This is a genomic window from Vibrio sp. H11 (assembly GCF_004804295.1).
Taxonomy (GTDB): domain Bacteria; phylum Pseudomonadota; class Gammaproteobacteria; order Enterobacterales; family Vibrionaceae; genus Vibrio; species Vibrio ostreae.
In genome coordinates, this window is sequence record NZ_SSHN01000010.1 from 82,476 (window position 1) to 105,920 (window position 23,445).

Consider the following 23,445-nt stretch of genomic DNA (forward strand, 5'->3'; position numbering starts at 1 on the left):
GGCTGCCTCATGCAGCCTTTCCATCACTTAGTTGTGGTTAAAACACTTAGTTTTTATTAAAACACTCAGCTGTTATTAAAACCAGGCGTTGAGTAGAGTCTTAGCTACGCAATGCCTGGTTCACTGTGAACTGACGACAACCTTTATTGTTGTAGTTTCGCTTTTGCTTCTTCAACTTTAGCGAAGTCCAGTCCAAGTTCTTCTACCGCTTCTTTAATCAAAGCCGGGTTTTGCATCACCTGGCCCATCAGCAGTTGCAGTTTTTCCTGCGGTAGACCAAGTTGGCTGATGGTGGCCATCGCCATCAGAGGATTTTGGGTCAGAGCCTGAAACACTTCGCGAATTTGCTGATCACTGATGTTGTTCTCTTTCAACAGCGCAATAATTGGGTTCATGAGATTACCTTTAGCTACTCAATAAAACAGAGCCGCAGTTTACCATCAGCGCGCTGAGGCGTGTACCGGCAATGATGCATAAAACCAGTATAAACCGCAGATAACAAACAACCACCCATAGGGTGGCTGTTTGGCGGGCTGGTATTGTGGTTACCAACCGATGATTGTCGCCGGGTTTCAGACGTTCATGATTCGGGAATGGAGCCAATCTTTCAGCTCTGCCCGGTTGAGCTTCATCGAATTCATGTTGTGATCATCAATCGGTGCACCTCGCAGTTCTAACTTTCTAATTTCTCTGTCTAGTGCATCGTAATTTGACGCATTTTCTGCAAACGTATCATCGCTCGCGCTTAACTGGGAAATGGTGTCCATATGTTCTGGATACTCATGCGCTAAAGAGTGATTTTCGCCTAGCATAGAAACCTCGTTAAGTTGGTTGGTCACACAAATAAGGTGCGCACTTTTTGAGCCGCACAATAGTAAATGTAGCAGCCTGTAACCATGACTCAAGTCAGCATTTTTCAGGTTTCGTCATTCTGAGATCCATTTCCCAGACCGGGAAAAATAAAAAACCGCCATGGATAACCACAGCGGTTGAGTTGTCAGCCCTAACTCCTTAAAAAGCGGGCTCAATTGTGCCTTTAAAGGCTTGCTGCATATATTCACGGATGCCTTCAGACTGATAAATCTGGACGAACTTTTTATAATCTTCGTTGTCTTTGTCCTGCTCGCGCGCCGCAATTACCATCACCGCCAGAGGTGCCTGCTTGGATTCCAGATAAATCCCCTGCTTTTTCGGATCCAGCCCGGCTGACATGACATAGTTCATCGTAATTGCCGCAGCATCGACATCATCCAGAGTGCGTGGCAACTGAGCGGCATCCACTTCAACAAACTGAAAGTCCTTCGGATTCTCAACCACATCGTTCAGAGTCGCCTTAAATCCAGCCCCTTCACGTAAGGTAATCAGGTTGCTATCAGCAAACAGCAACAAACCACGTCCGCCATTGGTCGGATCATTTGGAATCGCAATGCGGGCGCCTTGTGGTAACTCATCCAGCGAGTGGTACTTATTAGAATATACTCCCATTCGCATCAGGATTGACTGACCAATTGAGACCAGGTGGGAATCGTGGCTGCTGTTGTAGTTATCGAGAAAAGGCTGATGCTGGTAACTGTTGAGATCAATGCTGCCATCTTCCAGCGCCGCATTGGGCGTAATGTAGTCAGAAAATTCGACCACTTTAACGTTTAAGCCCTGCTTCGCCGCTTCTTTGGCGACCGCTTCAGCGACCTGAGCATGAGGACCAACGGTTGCACCCACTTTTATTTCAGTATGTTCTTTCTGACCACAGGCCGCCAAACCTGCTACCAATGCCGCAGCCAGTACCCATTGACCGACTCGCTTAAGTCCTTTCATTACTCTCTCCGTATGCTGTAGGTTACAGACGTTTAGCCATCTAAACCTCTATACTACGCGGGCCATTTTTTTATGCAAGCGCAATCTTTCTTTCTCAACGCTTCAATCATTGCTCCCTCTTTTGCCCAATTTTGGTGCTGGTTCACATCTTATGACGCAACAAATTCTCGTTGCAGTGAGGAGAATATTTCTCTAGATTGAAAATTATGTTCAAGGATGAATATGAATCACAAGGAGCGCCATGAAAAAGTTATTAATCGTTAATGTGGGATTGCCACCTAAACCACAATTAGATGCGTTCGGTAAATTTGAGCAATGGGCTAAAAACGTCATTGAGGCATATCGCCATCCGATACCGGCCAATCAGACGGCCATAATTGAGTTTCACGACGGTATTAATCAACCACTGCCACACTCCGACCATCTGGCAGGTGTGATCATCATGGGCTCTTTGGCGATGGCATCTGACAAAGAAGACTGGATGCTGCGCCTGTCACGGGAAATCGAGGATCTGGTTGAACGTAGTATTCCGCTGCTCGGGATCTGTTTTGGTCACCAACTGATTGCTCAGGCGTTAGGCGGCAAAGTCGGTTACCATCCAAACGGACTGGAAATCGGTACGATAGCCATCAACAAACAGCCGGATGCAGCGCAGGATCCTATCTTTAGCGATCTGCCAGCACAGTTCGACGCGCAGGCGGTCCATTATCAATCGGTACTGTCCTTACCTGAAAATGCCGTCCATCTGGCAAGCAGCGACTTTGAACCTCATCATGCCTATCGGGTCGGTGAATGTTGCTGGGGCGTACAATTCCACCCGGAGTTTACCCCACAAGTGATGAAGCTGTCGTTAGCCGGCTTGCAGCATGAATTACCTGATGATTACGAACGCAAGCAAGCGGCAGTGAAAGAGACCCATCATGCCAGACAGGTGCTGGTGAACTTTGCTGGCCTGGTCGAACAGCAAAATCAGTCACTGGGCGCGGCCTAATACTGCAAAAGATAAGCTGCGACAAAAAGGCAAGCCGTGATAAAAAAAGCGTCAGTGGATTCACTGACGCTTTTTGATACCTCAACGATATTGCACAATAAAAATCACATGCGCAGGCCACCGTCCACTTCCAGCACCCGGCCAGTAAAGTAGTCATTCTGCAGTATATATTTCACCGCCTGGGCAATTTCGACCGGCTCTCCCATCCGCCCTAAAGGCACCATTTCTTTAAGACGTTCTACCGCTTCTGGTTTCATCTGGTCTGCCATCGCAGTATGAACGATACCTGGGGCGATCGCGGCAGCCCGAATACCATAGCGAGCCAGCTCTTTGGCCCAGCAGGTCGCCATTGTTGCGACAGCAGCTTTAGAAGCTGAATAATTCGTCTGGCCCATGTTGCCGGCCCGCGAGACACTGGAGATATTGATGATCACCCCTTTACTGCCGGTTTCGATCATTTTCACTGCCGCTTCGCGTCCACACAGAAAGGTTCCGGTAACGTTCACGTTCATCACACTATCAAACTGCTCGAGTGACATTTTACTGACCACGCCATCTTTCACTTTGACCAGCAGACCATCCCGCAATATGCCGGCGTTATTAATCAAACCGTCTAGCTGGCCAAAATCAACCACAATGTCGTGAAATGCGTCGACTACCTGCGCTTCATTGGTGACATCCGCTACATAATAAATCGCTTTAGCACTGAGCATATGACACTGCCTCTGAGTGTCTATCAAAGCCGCTTCATTAGTATCGATTAAGGCGAGATCAGCCCCCGCCTGAGCAAGCGTGACCGCCATCATCTGCCCCAGCCCCTGGCCTGCACCCGTAATTGCTATCACACTCTCTTTGAGATTCATTTGCAGCCTCCTGTTGATCTCTGCCTGTCAGCCCCGGGAACGATAGAACTCAAACAGACTGGAAAAATCCCGTTCCTGGTTGCCATTCGCATTGTGATAGGCATAAAGATTACGTGCCAGCGAACCCATCGGAATCGATGACTGGCTTTTCAGAGCGGCATCAATACCCAGACCAAGATCCTTTTGCATCAACTGACTCATAAAGCCCGGTTTGTAATCATGGCTGGCTGGCACATTTTCCATTACACCGGGACACGGATTATATAACTCCAGGGCCCAGTTTCTGCCTGAACTTTGCAGCATAATGTTAGACAACACTTCAGGATCAAGTCCGTTGTCGATGCCTAAATTGAGAGCTTCACACGTTCCGGACATCAGAATACCCAACATCAGGTTATTGCATATTTTCGCCATCTGGCCGTCACCGGCTTTACCAGCATGGAAAATGTTTTTCCCCATGTGTTGCAGAACCTGCCGGGCCTGTTCAAATGCCGTATCTGTCCCGCCGACAATAAAGGTCAGCGTTCCGGCCTGAGCCCCTGCCACTCCACCCGATACCGGCGCATCCACAAAATCCAGCTGTTTATTGGTTGCCTGCTCGGCGACAATCCGTGCCGACTCAGGGTCTATGGTGGAAGAATCAATCAGAAACGTGCCGGGCTTAACCAGATTCAACAGACCCACCGCCCCGGAATGATCGCCCAGATACACCGCCCGGACATGCACGCCGGCAGGCAGCATCGTAATCACCGTATCAGCGCCCTGAACCACTTCCTCAACAGAATCAGCCACCTTAGCACCCAGCGGTTGCAGCCGTTTCACAGCTTCGCGATTGAGGTCAAACACCTGCAGGGCGAGGCCTGATTTGATCAAATTTTCTGCCATGGGAGAACCCATGTTACCCAGTCCGATAAACGCTATCGTCTTCATGCCACGCCTCCTTGAGGTGGAATTGACTGATGCACCTGTTCTAAACTTGCCAGTGGATGAATTTCGTCCGGCCATAACGAGGTGAAGAGCTGGTCTATCACCGCATCGTCCACGCTGGCGACACTTTTGAATGTCCAGTGGGGTTCTCCATCTTTATCGATAAGACGTGCCCGGACGCCTTCCTGAAACTCGCCCAACAAACCACTGCGCACCGATAAACTCAGCTCAAGCCTAAAGCAATCGGCCAGACTCAGTTGCTGGCATTGGGTAATCTGACGGTAACAGATATGGGCCGAGATCGGACTACCAGCCGCAAGGTTACGCCGGGCGGTATCAATCCATTTGTCCTGCCCTTCGATTGCGAGTATCTGTTCGCACACCTGAGTCAGAGTATCGGCTTTAGTTGCCGATTGGATTTTAGCCAGATAAGGCAGTAGCTGGCTACTGACCCCGTCATCACCATCCTTTGCCACCAGTTCATCGAGTACCCGGCTGACCTGTGCCAGGTGATTTCCCTGCCAGTCCAGAGCCTGCAGCACCGACAGCAAAGGCGAACGGTCCTGGTAATGCAGTAAGTAATCGGCCATGCGAATATCAATAGCATCAAAGGCATTGACCGACGCGCCGGTCAGGCCCAGAAACAGGCCAATGCCCGGTGCTAAACGGTTCAGGAACCAGGTGCCACCCACATCAGGATACAGGCCGATACTGATTTCCGGCATGGCCAGACGGCTGCGCGGGGTGACGACCTTGTGACTGCATCCCATGAACAGTCCCATTCCGCCACCCATAACAATCCCATCTCCCCACGCGATGATCGGTTTGGTATAGGTGTGGATCAAATAGTCACACTGGTACTCAAGTGAAAAGTATTCGGTGCAGAACGCCTGAATCTCTTCATCACTTTTATCACGCATGACATTGTGCATAGTGCGGACATCGCCACCAGCACAAAACGCTTTTTCTCCACCACCTTCAAGTAAAATACACACCAGATTATCATCGTGTTGCCACCGTAAAAGCTGGTCAAACAGCAAGGCCAGCATGTTATAACTCAGAGCATTGAGCGAAGCCGGATTGTCTAATGTCGCGACGCCAATTTTATGGACATTATCCCGGCACCTCAGCTCCTGAAAGCTGACACGGTCAGTCATATCTCCTCCTCACATTGATGTTTATCTTCTGACCTAACGGTTTTTCCAGTGCGGTTTGCGTTTTTGCAGAAACGCCTGCACGCCTTCGGTCTGATCTTCAGTATCGAACAGGTTGAGGAAGTATTCGCGTTCTTTGATCAAACCTTGCTGGTGAGTCGCATAACGAGTCTGCTGAATGAGTCGCTTGCAGGCAGCCACGGAAGACGGTGACTGATTTTCCACGTTCTGCGCCATCTCAAGCGCGCAAGTCAGCGCCTGTCCTTTTTCTACCACCTCTTCCACCAAACCTATCTGCCGCCCCTGATCTGCTGCGATCTGCTCACCACATAAAATCATCCGCTTCGCCCAGCCTTCACCGACCAGAGCGGTAAGATTCTGCGTTCCGCCGGCACAGGGCAGTAAACCGACTTTGGCTTCAGGTAACGCTAAAACAGCTTGCCGCTCTGCAACCCGAATATCGCATGCCAGCGCGACCTCCAGACCACCGCCCATCGCATAGCCGTTAATGGCAGCGATCGACACCCCACGAAACGTACTCAGGGTTTCAAACGCTTCGCCAAACACGCGCGCCATGGTGTGAGCTGTGGCCTTATTGCCATCGGCAAACAGCTTGAGATCAGCTCCGGCCGAGAAAAACTTGTCGCCCTCCCCGGTCAGTACCAGGGCATAAATATCTTTGTCATTATTGAGTGACTCCACCAGCCCTTTCAGTTGCACCAGACTCTGTTCTGTCCAGGTATTGGCAGGCGGGTTGTTCATGGTAACCACCGCTACATGCTGACGTACTTCAACCTCAATGGGCGTTACCGAATTAATGTTTTCAGCCATAATCGCTCCGTAAATTGCTCTTTCCCGCTACCAAATCGCACACCCTTCACTGAGTAACCGCCGCGCGATGATAAGACGCATAATCTCATTGGTCCCTTCCAGGATCTGATGTACACGCACGTCACGAAAATGGCGTTCGAGCGGATATTCACGGATGTAACCATAGCCGCCATATAGTTGCAGCGCCGCATCACACACCTGAAAACCAACGTCGGTAGCAAATCGTTTCGCCATTGCGCAGTAAGTGGTCGCTTCCCTGTCCCCGAGATCCAGTTTACTGGCGGCATAGCGCACCAGTTGGCGCGCCGCTACTAACTCGGTTGCCATATCCGCCAGCTTAAACTGGAGCCCCTGAAACTGAGCCAGTGACTGACCAAACTGTTTGCGCTCCTGCATATACTGTGTGGCCTGATTGAGTGCCTGTTGTGCGGTGCCGACGGAGCAGGTCGCGATGTTAATCCGCCCGCCATCCAGCCCTTTCATGGCGAAGGTAAATCCTTCCCCTTCCTGTCCGAGTAAACCGCTTTCCGGCACCCGGACGTTTTCCAGGGTCACCGCGCGGGTCGGCTGGCTGTTCCAGCCCATTTTGGGTTCTTTGCGTCCGTAACTGATTCCCGGCGTGTCAGCCTGTAGCACAAACGCAGAAATGCCTTTTGCTCCTGCTTCTCCGGTACGCGCCATCACTACCAGTACATCGGTTTCACCAGCACCGGAGATAAAGGTTTTGCTGCCGTTGAGGATATAATGGTCACCTTGCTTGCGCGCTGTGGTGGTGAGTGACGCTGCATCTGAGCCGGCATTTGGCTCAGTCAGACAGTACGAGCCCAGCCATTTGCCATACACCAGTTGCGGACAGAAATAGGCTTTCGCTTCCTGAGTCCCGAAGCTGGCGACCATCCAGGTCACCATGTTATGAATAGTCATAAACGCGGTGGTCGAGGTGCAGCCCATCGCAAGTTGTTCAAACACAATCGACGAGTCAAGGCGACTCAGTCCAAGGCCACAATCTTCTTCAGGCGTATAAAGCGCGAGAAAACCCAACTCTCCGGCATCACGTAACACCTGTTTGGGGAAAAACTGTTCTGCATCCCACTGCGCAGCAAATGGTGCCAGACGTTCACTGGCAAACTGGCGCGCGGTATCGGCAAACGCCCGTTGATCTTCATTCAGTTCAAAGTCCATACTGAGCTCCGTATCTGTCTGTCCGTTTTTGTAGCCTTGCTTTTTCTCTGTTGAGCTCTTGCTCTGTCTTTTGCCTGTTTATGCCTCTGCCTGACAGTCAAGGTTGCCTGCGCTGCAGAGGATTGAGTCACTTATCTGAGATGAATGGTCAGGTTAGGCCCGCCGGGAATATCATCCTCAAACCAGCGCGCGGTGACCGTTTTGGTTTCGGTAAAAAAGCGCACGGCCTGCTTGCCGTAGGCGTGCAAATCCCCGTAGAAACTCCCGCGCCAGCCGGTAAAGGAGAAGAACGGCAGCGGCACCGGGATCGGCACGTTAATCCCGACCTGCCCGACCTGAACTTGATGCTGGAATTTACGCGCAGCACCACCGCTGGCGGTAAAAATCGACGTGCCGTTGCCATAAGGATTGCGATTAATGACAGTAATGGCTTCTTCCAGGCTGTCCGCCTGCATACACACCAGCACCGGACCAAAGATCTCCTCACGATACAGGCTCATCTTGGTCGTCACACCACTAAACAGGGTCGGCCCGACCCAGTTACCCTGCGGCAGCCCATCAACCGTACATTGGCTGCCATCCAGTTCGCACACCGCCCCCTGCTGTTTCCCCTGTTCAATCAGGCTCAGCACTCTCTGCTTCGCCTGCGGGCTGATAAGCGGCCCGTAAGCGGCGTGCTCATCATCCCAGCGTCCGGGCCGCATAGCGGCCATCGCCTGTTTAAGATCCGGCAGCCAGTCGCGCGCTTCCCCGACCAGAATGGCAACCGATATCGCCATGCAGCGCTGACCCGCCGCCCCCACCGAGGCACCCACCAGGTTATTGATGACTTGTTCTTTATTGGCATCCGGCATCACGACCAGATGATTTTTAGCCCCGGCAAACGCCTGCACCCGTTTGAAATGGGCAGTGCCTTGCTGATAGATATACTGCGCCACCTTGACCGAACCGACAAAAGAGATGGTTCGGATATCCGGATGAGCGAGCAGAAAGTCGACCTGCGCTTTGCGGCCATGCACTATCTGCAGTACGCCTTGCGGCGCTCCGGCCTGCTCAAACAGTTGTGCCAGGCGCACGGAGGTCAGCGGCACCTGCTCTGAAGGTTTGAGGACAAAGGTATTACCCGCTGCAATCGCCAGCGGAAACATCCACAACGGGATCATCGCCGGGAAGTTGAATGGGGTAATACCACAACAGACGCCGAGCGGCTGAATAAGCGAATAAGTGTCGATATCAGACGCGACATTCTCAACCGTTTCCCCCATCATGTTGCTGGCGATATTGGCGGCCTGTTCCACCACTTCAATCCCGCGCCATACGTCGCCCTTGGCATCCGCTGTGGTTTTTCCGGTTTCCTGTGACAGCAGTTGCGCCAGTTCATCATGATGCTCTTTGAGTAAATGCTGATAGCGCAGCATCAGCCTGGCCCGCTCCGGTACCGGGACTTTTTTCCACGACTCAAACGCGGCCAGCGCACTACGCACTGCAGCGTTCACCTCTTCTTCCGTGGCACAAGGCAGGTGTGCTAAAACCTCATTTGTGGCCGGATTCGTGACGTCCACCCACTCCTGGCTCACCGACTGGCGAAACTCACCATCAATAAATAACGGGACAGAATGACTCATAATCGGATCCTTTCAAGTCAGCTCGCACCGGGATCAGCCCGGTCAAACTGACAGCAGAAACGGGACGCTGCATGCTATGCAGACTCAGTAGCAGGAGATTAGTCAAGCAGAACATCATGACAGCGGCCCCTCATCAGGCACCGGCACTTCAATCGCTACTGCGGTCGCTTCACCACCCCCAATGCACAACGTGGCGATACCGCGCATGACTTTTTTGTGTTCACGGTTACCATCCACGCCTAAAGCCTGTAACTGACGCAGACTGTGAATCAAAGTAACCAGAATTCTTGCGCCACTGGCACCAATCGGATGGCCGAGAGCACAGCTGCCGCCTTTGACGTTGACCCGGTCCACATCCAGATCCAGCTTTTGGATCGCAATTTGAGTCACCACAGCGAACGCTTCATTAATTTCCCACAGGTCTACCTCATCGGCTGACCAGTCGAGCTGTGAAAGCAACTGCTCAATAGCATACACCGGCGCTAAGGTATATTCAGACGGATGCCTGGCGTGGGTGCTATGACCGCGCATTATCGCCAGAGGCTCAATACCCTGCACAAGAGCACTCTCGTCATCCATCAGCATCAAGGCTGAGGCGCCGTCGGCTATCGCGCTTGAATTGGCAGCGGTCACCGTGCCATCAGCACTGAATGCAGGTTTCAGCCGGGCAATTTTTTCCAGCCGGATCGAACGTGGGTGCTCATCGTAATCGAGTATGTCCGCCCCTTGCCCCAGGCTAACCGGCGCCATTTCGGCAACAAACAGTTGCTGATCCTGCGCTTCCCAGGCACGCTGAGCCGACAGTGCCGCCCATTCGTCCATCTGCTCGCGGCTGAACTGCAATTTGTCAGCAACTTGCTGGGCATAAACCCCCATCAAATGGCCCTCATAGGCATCCTGCAATCCGTCGAGAAACATATGATCGTAGGTTGTTTGATGGCCCATCCGCATACCGCTGCGCGAATTGGTCAAAAGATATGGCGCATTGGTCATGCTCTCCATGCCGCCGGCAATAACGCAGCGCGCGGCACCGGCGTTGATCAAATCATAGGCCAGCATCACGGTTTTCATACCCGAACCACACACCTTGTTAACGGTGCTGCAGCCGATAGAGTACGGCAGCCCGGCCGCCAGTGCGGCCTGACGGGCCGGCGCCTGGCCACACCCAGCCGTCAGCACACAGCCCATCAGCACTTCGTCGATCTGCTCAACCGGCGCTGACGCGGCATTCAATGCGGCCTTAATGGCCAGCCCGCCTAGTGCGGGGGCAGAATAATCTCGCAAAGCACCCTGAAAGCGCCCGTGCGGTGTACGTTTGGCAGATACAATCCAAATGGCTTTTCCCATGCCCTCGTCCTCGGTGTCGTTGACGAAAGTATTCACCACAAGGCGCTTGTTATAGGCGGGTACAACTGAACACAATCGCCTCGTTGATTTTCTGAGGCGCTTCAACCCGGCGATTTTCGCCCAGCGGCTTCTTGACGTTTACGTAAGCATAGCACTAACATTTACGTAAACGTAAAGAAACAAACTAACAACAATAACAATTTATCACCTGGCTCTGTCACAGGTGACTGACAGCACAAACGTCCCTCATCGCTGGTTTCAGACCAGCCCTAATGAGCAGTTGGAGGACTTCGGTCAGTGGAAACTTTTAAAATCAGCGAGCTCGCCAAGGAGTTCGATATTACAACCCGCAGTATTCGTTTTTACGAAGACATGGGCTTAATACAGCCAGAGCGCAAAGGCACAGTGCGCATCTATCAGCGACGGGATAAGATCCGTTTGAAGTTGATTTTGCGTGGCAAACGTCTGGGTTTTTCTCTGGCCGAAATTCGCGAGTTGTTTGAGCTTTACGATGCTCATCAGGGCGAGACACAGTTAGTGAAAATGCTCAATATTATTGAGGATAAAAAGGCGGTTTTACAGCGTCAGCTGGATGACATCGGAGCCGTAATGGGAGAGTTGGAGGCTGCGCGCAAACGTTGCGAGCAGGCTCTGAAGGTTAGTAATTAGCGATTCCAAGTACTGATTTCTTCCTGTTACTGATGTCTTCCAGGTACTTATTTATTCAAGGTAATAGGCGCTTCCTACAACAGCATTTTCATCTTTCGTTAGCTACTTTCTGTGACCACAGCGTTTGTTCTGCCCGCTGTGTCTGCGCAAGGAAAGACGCGGAGGTGTTATGAACAGCCAGTATCAGCCACTTAGTTTCGGATTGGGCGAAACCATTGACATGTTGCGAGAGCAGGTCAATGCGTTTTCTGCTCAGCATATCGCCCCTATCGCCGACCATATTGACCGGCAAAACCAGTTTCCCGAGCACCTGTGGGCGTTATTCGGCGAAATGGGATTGCTGGGCGTCACGGTCAGTGAGGAATACGGCGGCGCGCACATGGGATACCTCGCCCACGTCATCACCATGGAGGAGATCAGCCGCGCCTCCGCTTCCGTCGGCCTTAGTTACGGGGCTCACTCCAATTTGTGCGTTAATCAGATTTTTCGCAACGGCAATGCCGATCAACGGGTCAAATATCTGCCCAAATTACTCGATGGTGCCTGGGTGGGCGCACTGGCGATGAGCGAACCGAATGCCGGCTCCGATGTCGTCGGCATGCAGCTCAAAGCCGAACGACGCAATGACCACTTTGTGCTCAGCGGCACTAAGATGTGGATCACCAACGGACCGGATGCCGATGTGGTGGTTGTGTACGCCAAAACGGCCGCCGAAGCCGGTTCACGAGGCATTACCGCCTTCATTGTTGAGCGGGAATTTCCCGGCTTCTCTTCAGCCCAGAAGCTCGACAAACTGGGTATGCGTGGTTCCAATACCTGCGAACTTGTCTTTGACCAGTGCCGGGTGCCTTATGACAACGTGCTCGGCAAAATCAATCACGGCATTGAAGTGCTGATGAGCGGGCTGGATTACGAACGGGTTGTTCTGGCCGGCGGCCCGCTGGGCATCATGCAAGCCTGTCTTGATCTGGTCCTGCCCTATATTCACGATCGCAAACAGTTTGGTCAGTCGATCGGCGAATTCCAGCTGGTTCAGGCCAAGGTCGCCGACATGTATACCCGTCTGAATGCTGCGCGTGCTTATGTGTATGCCGTCGCTGGCGCGTGTGATCGCGGCGAAGTGACCCGTAAAGATTCGGCCGGAGCCATTCTGTACAGTGCTGAACTGGCCACACAAATGGCGTTAGATACGATTCAGCTGTTAGGCGGCAATGGCTATATCAACGACTTTCCGGCCGGCCGCCTGCTGCGCGATGCCAAGCTGTATGAAATCGGCGCCGGAACGTCAGAGATCCGCCGTATATTGATTGGGCGGGAACTGTTCAACGAGTCACGTTAAACCTGTAACGGAGTGCGTATGGCCGTGATTAACAGCAAAATCAAAACCAGCTCTGAACTTTACCAACGCAACCTGGAACACATGACTACACTGGTAGAGCAGCTTGCTGAGCACAGAGCAACCCTGCTGCAGGGGGCGGGCGAACAAGCGATTGAACGCCAGCGTCAGAAAGGCAAACTGCCGGTACGCGAGCGGGTGATGCAGTTGCTCGACCCTGCCAGCCCCTTTATCGAAATCGGTCAGTTTACCGCGTGGCAGGTTTATGAAGACGATGTGCCCTGCGCAGGTGTGGTCGCCGGCATTGGCACCATTCACGGCATTGAGTGTATGGTGGTCGCCAATGATCCGGCCGTCAAAGGCGGCACCTATTATCCACTCACGGTAAAAAAACATCTGCGCGCCCAGGAAATTGCCGAACGCTGCCACCTGCCCTGCGTCTATCTGGTTGACTCCGGCGGCGCTAATCTGCCTTATCAGGCCGACGTTTTTCCGGACCGCGACCATTTCGGGCGTATCTTCTACAATCAGGCCCGCATGTCCGCCAAAGGGATCCCGCAAATCGCGGTGGTGATGGGACTATGCACCGCGGGAGGAGCCTATATTCCGGCCATGGCAGACGTATCGATTATTGTCCGCCAGCAAGGCACTATTTTTCTCGCCGGGCCGCCGCTGGTCAAGGCCGCGACCGGTGAAGTGGTCAGTGAAGAAGAACTGGGCGGTGCGGATGTGCATTGTAAAAAATCCGGTGTCGCTGATTATTACGCGGACAATGACCAGCACGCACTCTCCCTAGCCCGCCAGGCGATCGCCAGCACTAACTTTCCACCCACACTTGTGCCTGATTCGGTGCTGCCGCCACGCTATGACGCCGCAGAAATGTACGGGATCGTTAACGCTGATCTGCGTTTGTCGTTTGATGTACGCGAAATCATTGCCCGTCTGGTGGACGACTCTCAGTTTGATGAATTTAAGGCTTTGTATGGCAGTTCACTGGTCTGTGGCTTTGCCACGTTACACGGTCACGCGATAGGTGTTGTGGCCAATAACGGCATCCTGTTTTCCGAATCAGCGCAAAAAGGGGCCCACTTTATTGAACTGTGTGCCAAACGCAGAATCCCGCTGCTGTTTTTGCAGAATATCACCGGATTCATGGTCGGAAAAAAGGTCGAAGCGGAAGGCATTGCCAAGCATGGCGCGAAACTGGTGATGGCCGTCGCCTGTGCCGACGTGCCTAAGTTTACCGTCATCATTGGCGGCTCTTACGGGGCCGGCAACTACGGCATGTGCGGCCGAGCCTATAATCCGACCATGATGTGGATGTGGCCCAACGCACGCATTTCCGTCATGGGCGGTGAGCAGGCCGCAGGGGTGCTCACCCAAGTAAGGCATGACATTCAAGCCCGGCGTCAGCAAGAGTGGTCAGAATCAGAAGCCGCCGCCTTCAGGCAGTCGATTGTCGAGTTATACGATACCCAGGGCAGCCCCTATTACGCCAGTGCCCGCTTATGGGATGACGGCATCCTCGACCCGCTCGAAACCCGCGACACTCTCGGACGTGCATTGGCGGCTGTGCTGCGTGCGCCAATCGCCGACAGCCAGTTCGGTATTTTCCGTATGTAAACCAGGAGTCGCGCCATGAACCCAGCTCAGCCAAGTGTACTGTGTGAACTATCCGCCAGCGGTATCGCCAGCTTAACTCTCAACCGTATCGACAAATCGAATGCATTTGATGATCAGATGATTGCTTTGCTCTTGCATCACCTCAACGATTTGGCCAAAGATACCAAGGTACGCCTGCTGGTCCTCAAGGCCAATGGCCGCCATTTTTCTGCCGGTGCCGATCTCAACTGGATGCGCGCGATGGCAACCAAATCACATTCGGATAATCACAGCGATGCCGCCCAGCTGGCGCTGCTGATGCAGACCCTGGATACTTTTCCCCATCCGACTATTGCTGCAGTGCAAGGCTGTGCATTCGGCGGCGCACTGGGCATTATCTGTTGCTGCGATATCGCGCTAGCCAGTGCCGGTGCCCGCTTTTGCTTAAGTGAAGTGAAACTGGGTTTGATCCCGGCCACCATTGCCCCCTATGTGTGCCGAACCCTTGGCCAGCGACAGGCACGGCGCTATATGCTGACCGCCGAACCGTTTGATGCCGCCAGCGCGCTGCAGATGGGGTTAATTCATCAACAGGTCAGTGACCAGCCCCAAGATTTATCGCTGGCGGTGCAACAGCTTTGCGAGCAAATCCTGCTCAACAGCCCCGCCGCCCTGACGCAGGCCAAAGCCCTGTGCCAGCGCTGCGCCGACAGCCCGCTCGATCAAAAACTGATCGCTTATACCAGCCAATTAATCGCCGACATCCGCGTGTCCCCCCAGGGCCAGGAAGGGCTGAGCGCCTTTTTTGCCAAACGTGCGCCAAACTGGATTCCCCCTTCAGGCGGCAACACGGGAGAACCTCAATGAAAGCGCTTCTTTCCCGGGCAGGCCTCTTGTGCGAATTTCCACCAGCCGTCACTCTGGTTGAAGTCGGTGCCCGTGACGGGCTGCAAAATGAAAGTGCGGTCACTAGCGCGGCTAAAATCGCGCTGATTGACCAGCTATCGGCCAGCGGTCTGACTTATATTGAAGCCGGTGCGTTTGTCTCCCCCAAATGGGTGCCGCAAATGGCAGACTCCCATGAAGTGTTCAGCGGCATTCAACGCGCGCCGACCGTGACTTACTCGGCGCTGGTTCCCAACCTGCGCGGCCTCGAACAGGCCATCGCCTGTCAGGCGGATGAGATCGCCATCTTTACTTCAGCTTCGCAGGGCTTTTGCCAGCACAACATCAATTGCTCAATCGAGCAAAGCCTGCAGCGCTTCGAGCCCGTTGTCAGCCAGGCACAACAACTAGGACTCAAAGTCCGCGGCTATCTCTCCTGCGTGGCTGACTGCCCTTATGACGGACCGACACCACCCGAACAAGTCGCCAGTGTCGCCGAAGCATTGCGCGACCTCGGCTGCTACCAGATCTCGCTTGGCGATACGATCGGCACAGGCACGCCACTGCGTATCGCCCGGATGCTTGAGGCAGTCCGGAAACAAGTGCAGGCAAAGCAGTTAGCCGTGCATTTTCACGATACCTGGGGGATGGCTCTGGCCAATTTGTATCAGTCGCTGTCAATGGGCATTACCACCATAGACTGCAGTGTGGCAGGCTTAGGTGGCTGCCCCTACGCGCCAGGCGCGGCGGGCAATGTGGCGACAGAAGATGTGCTCTATCTGTGCCAAGGACTGGGAATACACACCGGGGTCGATCTGCAGCAGGTCGCCAAGGCGGGCTGGGCTATCAGCCATATTCTGGGCCGCAGGCCAATATCTAAAGTCTCTCTGGCCCTGTACAGCAAGCTAACGCAAAAGAAAACCTAACCAGCTGTAAAATAGAAGAAAAATAAAATCCGACCTCCTGCTCTCACCTTTCTGGATCTTCCTCTCTCGTTTGCACCAAAGCTTACTAAGCGCATTTTTGGATAGAAATCACCTATCAATTTAATAGCAATAAGCGATTTTTCTTAATCTCGACTTGGTGGGAATATAGTTCCCGAAGACAAGACATTCCAACCAATAACTTAAAGGAAACTCGGAATATGATTAATACTAAAATCAAACCATTTAGCGCGACTGCATTCAAAAACGGCGAATTCGTAGACATCACAGAACAGGACGTTCTGGGTAAATGGGCAGTATTTTTCTTCTATCCTGCGGACTTCACTTTCGTATGTCCGACAGAGCTAGGCGACCTTGCAGACCATTACGCTGAGCTTCAGTCTCGCGGTGTTGAAGTGTACTCAGTATCGACTGACACCCACTTTACTCACAAAGCATGGCACGATAGCTCAGACACTATCGGCAAGATCAACTACTACATGGTTGGCGACCAAACCGGCAACATCACCAACAACTTCGGTGTAATGCGTGAAGGCCAGGGTCTTGCAGACCGTGCAACATTCCTGATTGATCCAGAAGGGACTATCCAGGCTATGGAAATCACTGCTGAAGGTATCGGCCGTGACGCAGAAGACCTGATGCGTAAAGTGAAAGCAGCGCAATACGTCGCTTCTCACCCAGGCGAAGTATGTCCGGCAAAATGGAAAGAAGGTGAAGAGACTCTGGCTCCGTCACTGGACCTGGTTGGCAAAATCTAATCAGACTTTCTAGCAAAATTAATCCGTAATCCCATGATTACAAGATGATTTAAGAGCTGGCCGGGCGCTCTACCTGACGACCTGAATGCCCGGCTGGCTCTTCCTTTTATCCAGAGTGACCACTCCATTTAAAATAAATAATAAAGGTATCCCGGTATGTTAGACCAAGCGATCAAACAGCAGTTATCTCAGTATCTGGCGAACTTAAAACAGCCAGTCCGTCTAGTGGTCAGCCTAGATGAAAGTAAAGGCGCGCAAAATATTCTTGAACTGGCGAATGACATTGCTTCGCTGAGCGAACTTGTCAGCGTGGAACGCGACGACAATGCCAGTGATCGCAAGCCTGTCATGACAGTAACCAACCCGGACAAAGGCACCTCTTTGAGTTTTGCCGGCGTCCCTATGGGTCATGAGTTTACTTCTCTGGTTCTGGCACTGCTGCACTCAGGCGGCCATCCGATCAAACTCGATCAGGCCACGATTGATCAGATTGCACGACTGGACAAAAAGCTGGACGTGGAAGTGTTTATCTCCCTGTCATGCCAGAACTGTCCGGATGTAGTGCAAGCCTTCAATATGATGGCCGCGATTAATCCAGATATACGCACCACCATGATCGATGGCGCCCTGTTCCAGGATGAAGTAAAACAGCGCGATATCATGGCAGTACCGAGTGTATTCGTAAATGGCGAACTGTTTGGTCAGGGTCGTATGACACTGGCTGAAATACTCAACAAGCTAGACGACGGCGCAGCAGAGAAAGCGGCCGCCAGCCTGAACGAAAAAGACCCATACGATGTACTGGTTGTGGGCGGTGGCCCGGCTGGTGCGGCAGCAGCAATTTACGCAGCCCGCAAAGGTATCCGTACCGGTATTGTTGCTCAGCGTTTGGGTGGCCAGGTGATGGACACCATGGCAATCGAGAACTTTATCTCGGTGAAACACACTGAAGGACCAAAACTGGTGGCGAACCTTGGTGAGCACCTTAAAGAATACGGCGTTGATATTATTACCGAACAGCAAGCCGAAAAGCTGATGGGCTCGGAATTTACCGCCGACGGCAAAATCCATGTCAATCTGCAAAGTGGCGCGACTCTGAAAAGTAACAGTATTATCCTGAGCCCTGGTGCACGCTGGCGTGAAATGAACGTACCGGGCGAGCAAGAATACCGTAATAAAGGGGTTGCCTACTGCCCACACTGTGACGGTCCGCTGTTCAAAGGTAAGAAAACCGCCGTCATCGGTGGTGGTAACTCAGGTATCGAAGCGGCCATTGATCTGGCAGGCATCGTAGAACACGTAACGGTACTGGAATTTGCCGACACATTGCGTGCCGATCAGGTGCTGATTAACAAAGCGAATTCACTACCTAACGTGGATATCATCACCATGGCACAGACCACCGAAGTCATCGGTGATGGTAAGCGCGTGACCGGTCTGGCTTATAAAGATCGTAATACTGACGAAATCAAGCAGCTTGAACTGTCCGGTATCTTCGTTCAAATCGGTCTGGTTCCAAACACTGAGTGGTTGAAGGATTCTGCGGTTGAACTTTCAAACCGCGGTGAAATCGAAATTGGCAGCCGCGGTGAAACCAGCATGGCAGGCGTTTTTGCGGCCGGTGACGCAACCACCGTACCTTACAAGCAAATCATCATTGCGATGGGTGAAGGTGCAAAAGCAAGCCTGGGTGCCTTTGATTACCTGATTCGTAAACAAGGCTAACAAGCAGAATGAAAGACAAGGGCGAACCACTGGTTCGCCCTTTTTTATATCAGGTAAATCAGCAACTAAAGGTGGTAAACCAAATTGACGTTGATGTTATCACCCTCAAAATTGACACCCTCAACGCCGAAACTGTCGTCAAACATCCTGAACCACTCCACTTGAAGCTCAAGCGGCTGACCTTTATTGATCGCCATTCCTACACCATACTGAATTTCTGTTTCAGTCTCAGAATAGCTATCGATTTTGCCTTTAACTTTCCCAGCACCAACCAGACCATAAACTGTAAAGTTTTCTGAAATAGGGATAATTCCTCGCCCCAGTAAGCTAAACGCTGTATCGACTTCAATTGATGATCCGAATGCATCATAGTCTGATATATTGCCATAACCGCGAAACTCAACCGCAAAATTCTGGTGTAACTGATAACCGACAATAAGACCAAGCAAGCTGTTATCAATATTATCTGAGCCTACTCCATCAACTTCTATATCCGCATCCACATAGGCATAAGCCAGGCCGATATAAGGATGAGGTGCAACAGATTGGGGATTATAATCCGCTGAGAACACTGTGGTTGAAAACAAACAACATGGAATGAGCAAAAGCTTTTTATATCCGTTCATAGTAACCCTCTGACGTTGTGATTAAACTATCAATTAAAAAGTTGGCGATATTGAAAGAAAAGCAAAGTCGTCAAATTGTTTATGTGAATAGGTGCACACTAAATTAACAAATATATCAGTTATTCGTGCTACAACCACTCAGTCAGCTGATGACACAGCCAGTCCGGGTTATCGAGCGGTATATCATGTCCGTCCTGTTGATTGATGACCAGACTGCAACCCCAGGCAAGCGCTAACGCCTGCGTCGCTTGGTAACTGACCAGGTGATCGCACCGTGACGAGATAAAGCGAACCGGGCATGATGGTTTTATCGCCCGAAAACGCATGGCCGCCACCAGCTGGCGGAAGAAATTACCGCTTTGCATCGGATAACGCCGCTCCAGTTCCGCCCAATCGTTAATCACTTGCTGATCAGGCGGGCGATTAGCAACCATAGCGTAAATCAGTTCAGCTCTGCGCTCGGGATCAGCACGCAAAGCGCTGAGAATGGGGAGATAATTTTGCGGGCGCAGCCGCTGATAAAACGGGCTGAATCCACGCGCCGTGGTGTTGATGCACAACAGGCTCTGAACCTGGTGCGGATAATTGTGCGCCCACTGCAACCCCACCATACCGCCCATAGAAATCGTTATCAGATCAACCCGTTGATCCTTGGGCAATTGATTACGCAAACTTTCAACCATGCCATCAATGTGACAGGGAGAGATTTCTCTGCAGCGGGTGCCGGCACCAGGAATATCGAGGCAGATAAAACGACGCTGCGGAAACAGACATTGCAGACGTTGCGGTAAATCACCCCAGTGGTATTTGCCGCGGAACAAACCACGAATCAGTACCGTGTTCTGGCTCAAAGACGGTGATAAAGACAATAAAGGTGGTACCGACATACACGACTCTCCGTGATACGCCAGCACGAAAAAAGAGTGAGGGCTGACGATACCTGAAGTTTAAGACTAGCTGTGACGTGAGAGTTTGAACTGCTTCGGAGTTACACCAAACTCTTTTTTGAACAGGCGGATAAAGTGGGAAATATTTTCATAGCCAAGTTCAAGCGCCGTGTCAGTCACCGACAAATGACTAAGGTAGCGCCTTGCCTGCTGCAACTTGAGCCGGGTCAGGTACTCTTTCGGAGTCTGGTTAGTCACTAGTTTGAACTTCTGGCTGAAATTGGGCAGTGACATCTGCACTTCTTCTGCCAGTTGCGAGATCGACAAGACTTCGCTGACCGATGACTTCATAAGGCGAATTGCGCGATGAATCGGATGATTTTTGTGCTGAGACAAAATATCGTAAGATCCCTGGCGTTTCATCAGTTCATACACCATCTCCTGCGTCACCAGATCGATCAGAAAGGGAATGTTACTGTCATTGCTGCGCAGAATCTCCAGTGTGCGTAGATGTAAGGCTGACATCCGATCCTGTAAACCGGACAGCTGAAAGTGGCCGTTTTCAGCCTGTAAAGACGTGTCAACTTCCAACTGCTCATTGACTCTGGCACTGACATCTTCCAGTACATCTTCGCTGAACTCATACACCAGCGCCTCGGTAAACTCCGGCATCGACATCATGACATTGGCATGAGGTGGTAACAGCACACATTGCTCTTTATGGTAATTCAACGACTCAGACTGATTGATTCGGATATGCTTTTCGCCCTGCAAAATCGTACACAGGCGTGGCGTTTCAAAGCAGCGGTATTCGCCCTGAAAATGCTTAGGCAGATGATAATGCAGCAGATTGACTTTACCGGTCGATAACGCGTATTGCGTTTCATCGACGCGGTGGAAACTATTGAGTGTTTTCATGCCATCCAAGTCGTCATTATTGTTATTTTTCGAGATTGTCAGTGTAGTGAATAAATGCGGTGTTAAACATCACTTGCGCTGAAAAAGGGAGTATTTGGCGTGTAACAAAGGCAAGAATGAGGCCTAGTTTACAATCTTGAGCAGACTACACGATAAAACTGCAAATACAATGTGACAAGAATGCGAACTTAGCGACTGCACTCATTCTCGAAAACAAAACGCCCGCAGCGAAGTGCGGGCAGAATGTGTTTACTGTAATCAGTATGATGATGACAAAAGCGCAGCGAAATGGCATCCGCGCCTTATCTGATTACATTGCCGCTTTCAGAATCGCAACGATCTCTTCATGCGTAGCTTGTTTAGGGTTCGTGAAACCACAAGCATCTTTCAGTGCATTTTCGGCCAGGATGTCGAAGTCTTCTTCTTTAACGCCCAGCTCTGTCAGGCCTGCTGGGATGCGTACATCAGAAGACAACTGACAAATCGCCGCAATGGCTGCCGCCGCGCCGTCGCTGCCTGTCATACCTGTTGTATCCACACCCAGTGCTCGAGCAACGTCAGTCAGGCGCTCAGCGGCGACTTCGCTGTTGTAGCGCTGTACATGTGGCAGGAGGACAGCATTACATACACCGTGTGGCAGGTCGTAGAAACCACCCAACTGGTGAGCAATCGCGTGAACGTAACCCAATGATGCGTTGTTAAACGCCATACCGGCCATAAACTGAGCGTAAGCCATGTTGTCACGAGCCTGAATGTCATCACCATGATCGACTGCCTGGCGCAGATTAGCCTGAATCATCTCAATCGCTTTAATCGCCACCGCATCAGTGATCGGCGTTGCAGCAATAGAAACGTAAGCTTCGATGGCGTGAGTCAGTGCATCCATGCCGGTTGCCGCTGTCAGCGATGCAGGTTTAGCCAGCATCAGCTCCGGATCATTCACCGACATCAGTGGCGTGACGTGCTTGTCAACGATCGCCATTTTGATATGACGCGCATCATCGGTAATGATACAAAAACGGGTCATTTCTGATGCAGTACCGGCTGTGGTATTGACTGCAAACAGAGGAAGTTGCGGTTTCGCTGAACGATCCACTCCTTCATAATCTTTAACTTCACCGCCATTGGCCGCCAGCAGCGCAATCCCTTTCGCACAGTCGTGAGGTGAACCGCCGCCCAGTGACATCACACAGTCACAGTTGTTGGCTTTTAACTTAGCCAGGCCCGCTTCGACGTTTTCCACCGTTGGGTTAGGTTTGGTTTCATCAAACACAACAGACGCAACACCAGCTTGCTCAAGCAGTTTACTGACTTTTTCCACGACCCCGATTTTGTTCAGAAATTTGTCTGTCACGATCAGAATGCGATTAAAACCGTGCGAGGCAATGGCAGTTGCCGCTTCACTCAGACAGCCAGGACCCATCAGGTTAGAGGAAGGAATGTAAAACATATTAGACATTTTGTGCTCCTTTTGCGCAGCCAACAATGGCGCTTTGCGTGTCCGTAACTCCATACGTTACGAATCATTGCCGGTAGGCTATCAGGGACAAAAAGGGATAACTCACGCGTTTTTCAACAAAGTAGCTCGTATTTTCAAAACCACGAAAGGAAACTTGATCAAAATCATAAAAGTGAAATACCCAGTTAAAAATTGCTCAGCCAGGCTATTCTGACCTGCATCTTGAAACGTGTTGAATGCGTTCTCTCAGCGCCCCAAAAAGTGACCGTCATGAAAACAACTGACCCGCTCAACTTCACCGTCTTTGATAATATAGAAAGCATCCTGAGGAAGATCGAGTTGCCAGATGTCATCGTAGCTTAAACCCAGCAAAAGGCCGCGCAACACAATCCCGGTCAGGCCATGACAAACCACCACCAGATCCAGATGATGCGGCGCTTCATCTAACCACGCATTAACCCGATATTTTACCTCCGCAAACGACTCTCCGTCTGGTGCTTGCAGATACCAGTCGGGCGCATCCAGGAGATCAGGCTTTTCATCCAGCAGATCGAACAAAGGTTTTTCTTCCCATTGCCCAAGCGAGAACTCTTTCAGGCGGGGCTCATGGGTGAGGTCAGTTTTAGCATAACCGACTTCATCACAAATAATGTGCGCAGTTTCTACAGCACGTTCGAGTGAACTGGCATACATGCGATAGCTTCGGCCTTGTAAATGAGATTTGAGGTGTGTGCCCATCGCCAGGGCTTGCGCTTTGCCTGTCGCAGTAAGCGGTGAATTGCAGTGCCCCTGCAACTTACGTTCGGCGTTAAACTGGGTTTGTCCGTGCCTCAGCACAAAGATTTTTCTGGTCATGCCTGTCTTGACTTCATGGTCCGCAAACCGCCACATTACCCAATCC

At 51.7% G+C, this 23,445-nt stretch carries 23 protein-coding genes; 8 read left to right on the forward strand and 15 right to left on the reverse strand.

All coding sequences use genetic code 11. The annotated features are described in order from the left end of the window. Positions 1 to 143: 143 nt before the first annotated feature. From E6C74_RS15355 to E6C74_RS15365, 3 genes are all read right to left on the reverse strand, one after another. Positions 144 to 395, reverse strand: coding sequence for a DUF2999 family protein (locus E6C74_RS15355; protein ID WP_136486813.1), 252 nt, complete (start codon positions 393 to 395; stop codon positions 144 to 146). Between the two features lie 177 nt (positions 396 to 572). Beyond that, a complete protein-coding gene (locus E6C74_RS15360) occupies positions 573 to 812 on the reverse strand; it encodes a YdcH family protein (protein WP_136486815.1) in 240 nt (79 codons plus the stop codon). Between the two features lie 199 nt (positions 813 to 1,011). Beyond that, positions 1,012 to 1,815: a MetQ/NlpA family ABC transporter substrate-binding protein gene (locus E6C74_RS15365; RefSeq protein WP_136486817.1), complete on the reverse strand. Its 804-nt coding sequence runs from the start codon at positions 1,813 to 1,815 to the stop codon at positions 1,012 to 1,014. Positions 1,816 to 2,056: 241 nt separating this feature from the next. Here E6C74_RS15365 and E6C74_RS15370 point away from each other — a divergent pair, with 241 nt between their 5' ends. Further along, positions 2,057 to 2,806, forward strand: coding sequence for a glutamine amidotransferase (locus E6C74_RS15370; protein ID WP_136486819.1), 750 nt, complete (start codon positions 2,057 to 2,059; stop codon positions 2,804 to 2,806). A gap of 104 nt (positions 2,807 to 2,910) precedes the next feature. Here the strand turns inward: E6C74_RS15370 and E6C74_RS15375 are convergent, their stop codons facing one another. The 7 genes from E6C74_RS15375 to E6C74_RS15405 form a co-directional block, all read right to left on the reverse strand. Continuing rightward, positions 2,911 to 3,669, reverse strand: a complete 759-nt coding sequence (locus E6C74_RS15375) for an SDR family oxidoreductase (protein ID WP_136486821.1) — start codon at positions 3,667 to 3,669, stop codon at positions 2,911 to 2,913. A gap of 27 nt (positions 3,670 to 3,696) precedes the next feature. After that, the gene (gene mmsB, locus E6C74_RS15380; protein ID WP_136486823.1) at positions 3,697 to 4,599 is read right to left on the reverse strand and encodes a 3-hydroxyisobutyrate dehydrogenase; all 903 of its coding nucleotides are present in this window, start codon (positions 4,597 to 4,599) and stop codon (positions 3,697 to 3,699) included. After that, positions 4,596 to 5,753, reverse strand: a complete 1,158-nt coding sequence (locus E6C74_RS15385) for an enoyl-CoA hydratase/isomerase family protein (protein ID WP_136486825.1) — start codon at positions 5,751 to 5,753, stop codon at positions 4,596 to 4,598. The genes mmsB and E6C74_RS15385 overlap by 4 nt, the downstream gene beginning before the upstream one ends. Before the next feature lie 33 nt (positions 5,754 to 5,786). Continuing rightward, a complete protein-coding gene (locus E6C74_RS15390; RefSeq protein ID WP_136486827.1) occupies positions 5,787 to 6,581 on the reverse strand; it encodes an enoyl-CoA hydratase in 795 nt (264 codons plus the stop codon). A 27-nt stretch (positions 6,582 to 6,608) separates the two neighbouring features. Then, entirely contained in the window at positions 6,609 to 7,763 is a 1,155-nt protein-coding gene (locus E6C74_RS15395; protein ID WP_136486829.1) for an acyl-CoA dehydrogenase family protein, read from the reverse strand. Positions 7,764 to 7,894: 131 nt separating this feature from the next. Beyond that, positions 7,895 to 9,388, reverse strand: a complete 1,494-nt coding sequence (locus tag E6C74_RS15400; RefSeq protein WP_136486831.1) for a CoA-acylating methylmalonate-semialdehyde dehydrogenase — start codon at positions 9,386 to 9,388, stop codon at positions 7,895 to 7,897. 114 nt (positions 9,389 to 9,502) lie between these two features. Further along, positions 9,503 to 10,735 carry a thiolase family protein gene (locus E6C74_RS15405; RefSeq protein ID WP_136486833.1) on the reverse strand — a complete coding sequence of 411 codons (1,233 nt, stop codon included), beginning with the start codon at positions 10,733 to 10,735 and terminating at the stop codon, positions 9,503 to 9,505. Positions 10,736 to 11,032: 297 nt separating this feature from the next. Here E6C74_RS15405 and E6C74_RS15410 point away from each other — a divergent pair, with 297 nt between their 5' ends. The 7 genes from E6C74_RS15410 (at position 11,033) to ahpF (ending at position 18,654) form a co-directional block, all read left to right on the forward strand. Continuing rightward, the gene (locus tag E6C74_RS15410) at positions 11,033 to 11,404 is read left to right on the forward strand and encodes a MerR family DNA-binding transcriptional regulator (RefSeq protein ID WP_136486835.1); all 372 of its coding nucleotides are present in this window, start codon (positions 11,033 to 11,035) and stop codon (positions 11,402 to 11,404) included. 169 nt (positions 11,405 to 11,573) lie between these two features. Then, the gene (locus tag E6C74_RS15415; RefSeq protein ID WP_136486837.1) at positions 11,574 to 12,743 is read left to right on the forward strand and encodes an isovaleryl-CoA dehydrogenase; all 1,170 of its coding nucleotides are present in this window, start codon (positions 11,574 to 11,576) and stop codon (positions 12,741 to 12,743) included. Positions 12,744 to 12,761: 18 nt separating this feature from the next. Further along, on the forward strand, positions 12,762 to 14,363 hold the full coding sequence (locus E6C74_RS15420; protein ID WP_136486840.1) for a carboxyl transferase domain-containing protein: 1,602 nt from the start codon (positions 12,762 to 12,764) through the stop codon (positions 14,361 to 14,363). A 15-nt stretch (positions 14,364 to 14,378) separates the two neighbouring features. Then, positions 14,379 to 15,209 carry an enoyl-CoA hydratase-related protein gene (locus E6C74_RS15425; RefSeq protein WP_136486842.1) on the forward strand — a complete coding sequence of 277 codons (831 nt, stop codon included), beginning with the start codon at positions 14,379 to 14,381 and terminating at the stop codon, positions 15,207 to 15,209. Next, positions 15,206 to 16,153, forward strand: a complete 948-nt coding sequence (locus E6C74_RS15430) for a hydroxymethylglutaryl-CoA lyase (RefSeq protein WP_136486844.1) — start codon at positions 15,206 to 15,208, stop codon at positions 16,151 to 16,153. The genes E6C74_RS15425 and E6C74_RS15430 overlap by 4 nt, the downstream gene beginning before the upstream one ends. Positions 16,154 to 16,371: 218 nt before the next feature. Beyond that, on the forward strand, positions 16,372 to 16,929 hold the full coding sequence (gene ahpC, locus E6C74_RS15435) for an alkyl hydroperoxide reductase subunit C (RefSeq protein WP_136486846.1): 558 nt from the start codon (positions 16,372 to 16,374) through the stop codon (positions 16,927 to 16,929). A 156-nt stretch (positions 16,930 to 17,085) separates the two neighbouring features. Further along, a complete protein-coding gene (gene ahpF / locus E6C74_RS15440; protein WP_136486848.1) occupies positions 17,086 to 18,654 on the forward strand; it encodes an alkyl hydroperoxide reductase subunit F in 1,569 nt (522 codons plus the stop codon). 65 nt (positions 18,655 to 18,719) lie between these two features. Here the strand turns inward: ahpF and E6C74_RS15445 are convergent, their stop codons facing one another. The 5 genes from E6C74_RS15445 to E6C74_RS15465 all read right to left on the reverse strand — a co-directional run bounded on the left by E6C74_RS15445 (position 18,720) and on the right by E6C74_RS15465 (position 23,399). Then, positions 18,720 to 19,280 carry an outer membrane beta-barrel protein gene (locus E6C74_RS15445; protein WP_136486850.1) on the reverse strand — a complete coding sequence of 187 codons (561 nt, stop codon included), beginning with the start codon at positions 19,278 to 19,280 and terminating at the stop codon, positions 18,720 to 18,722. Positions 19,281 to 19,408: 128 nt separating this feature from the next. Next, the gene (locus tag E6C74_RS15450) at positions 19,409 to 20,167 is read right to left on the reverse strand and encodes an alpha/beta hydrolase (RefSeq protein ID WP_240798201.1); all 759 of its coding nucleotides are present in this window, start codon (positions 20,165 to 20,167) and stop codon (positions 19,409 to 19,411) included. Between the two features lie 66 nt (positions 20,168 to 20,233). Beyond that, a complete protein-coding gene (locus E6C74_RS15455; RefSeq protein ID WP_136486852.1) occupies positions 20,234 to 21,085 on the reverse strand; it encodes a helix-turn-helix domain-containing protein in 852 nt (283 codons plus the stop codon). Between the two features lie 310 nt (positions 21,086 to 21,395). After that, positions 21,396 to 22,544: an L-threonine dehydrogenase gene (yiaY, locus tag E6C74_RS15460; RefSeq protein ID WP_136486855.1), complete on the reverse strand. Its 1,149-nt coding sequence runs from the start codon at positions 22,542 to 22,544 to the stop codon at positions 21,396 to 21,398. A gap of 246 nt (positions 22,545 to 22,790) precedes the next feature. After that, positions 22,791 to 23,399 (reverse strand): histidine phosphatase family protein, encoded by a 609-nt coding sequence (locus tag E6C74_RS15465; RefSeq protein WP_136486857.1) that lies wholly within the window; start codon positions 23,397 to 23,399, stop codon positions 22,791 to 22,793. Positions 23,400 to 23,445 lie beyond the last annotated feature (46 nt).

Bases quoted from the DNA above. Each gene is read 5' to 3' on its own strand.
- E6C74_RS15365 (WP_136486817.1), bottom strand. From the start codon at position 1,815: ATGAAAGGACTTAAGCGAGTCGGTCAATGGGTACTGGCTGCGGCATTG.
- E6C74_RS15400 (WP_136486831.1), bottom strand. From the start codon at position 9,388: ATGAGTCATTCTGTCCCGTTATTTATTGATGGTGAGTTTCGCCAGTCG.
- E6C74_RS15355 (WP_136486813.1), bottom strand. From the start codon at position 395: ATGAACCCAATTATTGCGCTGTTGAAAGAGAACAACATCAGTGATCAG.
- ahpF (WP_136486848.1), top strand. From the start codon at position 17,086: ATGTTAGACCAAGCGATCAAACAGCAGTTATCTCAGTATCTGGCGAAC.
- E6C74_RS15375 (WP_136486821.1), bottom strand. From the start codon at position 3,669: ATGAATCTCAAAGAGAGTGTGATAGCAATTACGGGTGCAGGCCAGGGG.
- E6C74_RS15445 (WP_136486850.1), bottom strand. From the start codon at position 19,280: ATGAACGGATATAAAAAGCTTTTGCTCATTCCATGTTGTTTGTTTTCA.
- E6C74_RS15430 (WP_136486844.1), top strand. From the start codon at position 15,206: ATGAAAGCGCTTCTTTCCCGGGCAGGCCTCTTGTGCGAATTTCCACCA.
- E6C74_RS15420 (WP_136486840.1), top strand. From the start codon at position 12,762: ATGGCCGTGATTAACAGCAAAATCAAAACCAGCTCTGAACTTTACCAA.
- E6C74_RS15370 (WP_136486819.1), top strand. From the start codon at position 2,057: ATGAAAAAGTTATTAATCGTTAATGTGGGATTGCCACCTAAACCACAA.
- E6C74_RS15425 (WP_136486842.1), top strand. From the start codon at position 14,379: ATGAACCCAGCTCAGCCAAGTGTACTGTGTGAACTATCCGCCAGCGGT.
- ahpC (WP_136486846.1), top strand. From the start codon at position 16,372: ATGATTAATACTAAAATCAAACCATTTAGCGCGACTGCATTCAAAAAC.
- E6C74_RS15390 (WP_136486827.1), bottom strand. From the start codon at position 6,581: ATGGCTGAAAACATTAATTCGGTAACGCCCATTGAGGTTGAAGTACGT.
- E6C74_RS15455 (WP_136486852.1), bottom strand. From the start codon at position 21,085: ATGAAAACACTCAATAGTTTCCACCGCGTCGATGAAACGCAATACGCG.
- mmsB (WP_136486823.1), bottom strand. From the start codon at position 4,599: ATGAAGACGATAGCGTTTATCGGACTGGGTAACATGGGTTCTCCCATG.
- E6C74_RS15450 (WP_240798201.1), bottom strand. From the start codon at position 20,167: ATGTCGGTACCACCTTTATTGTCTTTATCACCGTCTTTGAGCCAGAAC.
- E6C74_RS15395 (WP_136486829.1), bottom strand. From the start codon at position 7,763: ATGGACTTTGAACTGAATGAAGATCAACGGGCGTTTGCCGATACCGCG.
- E6C74_RS15415 (WP_136486837.1), top strand. From the start codon at position 11,574: ATGAACAGCCAGTATCAGCCACTTAGTTTCGGATTGGGCGAAACCATT.
- E6C74_RS15465 (WP_136486857.1), bottom strand. From the start codon at position 23,399: ATGACCAGAAAAATCTTTGTGCTGAGGCACGGACAAACCCAGTTTAAC.
- yiaY (WP_136486855.1), bottom strand. From the start codon at position 22,544: ATGTCTAATATGTTTTACATTCCTTCCTCTAACCTGATGGGTCCTGGC.
- E6C74_RS15385 (WP_136486825.1), bottom strand. From the start codon at position 5,753: ATGACTGACCGTGTCAGCTTTCAGGAGCTGAGGTGCCGGGATAATGTC.
- E6C74_RS15405 (WP_136486833.1), bottom strand. From the start codon at position 10,735: ATGGGAAAAGCCATTTGGATTGTATCTGCCAAACGTACACCGCACGGG.
- E6C74_RS15360 (WP_136486815.1), bottom strand. From the start codon at position 812: ATGCTAGGCGAAAATCACTCTTTAGCGCATGAGTATCCAGAACATATG.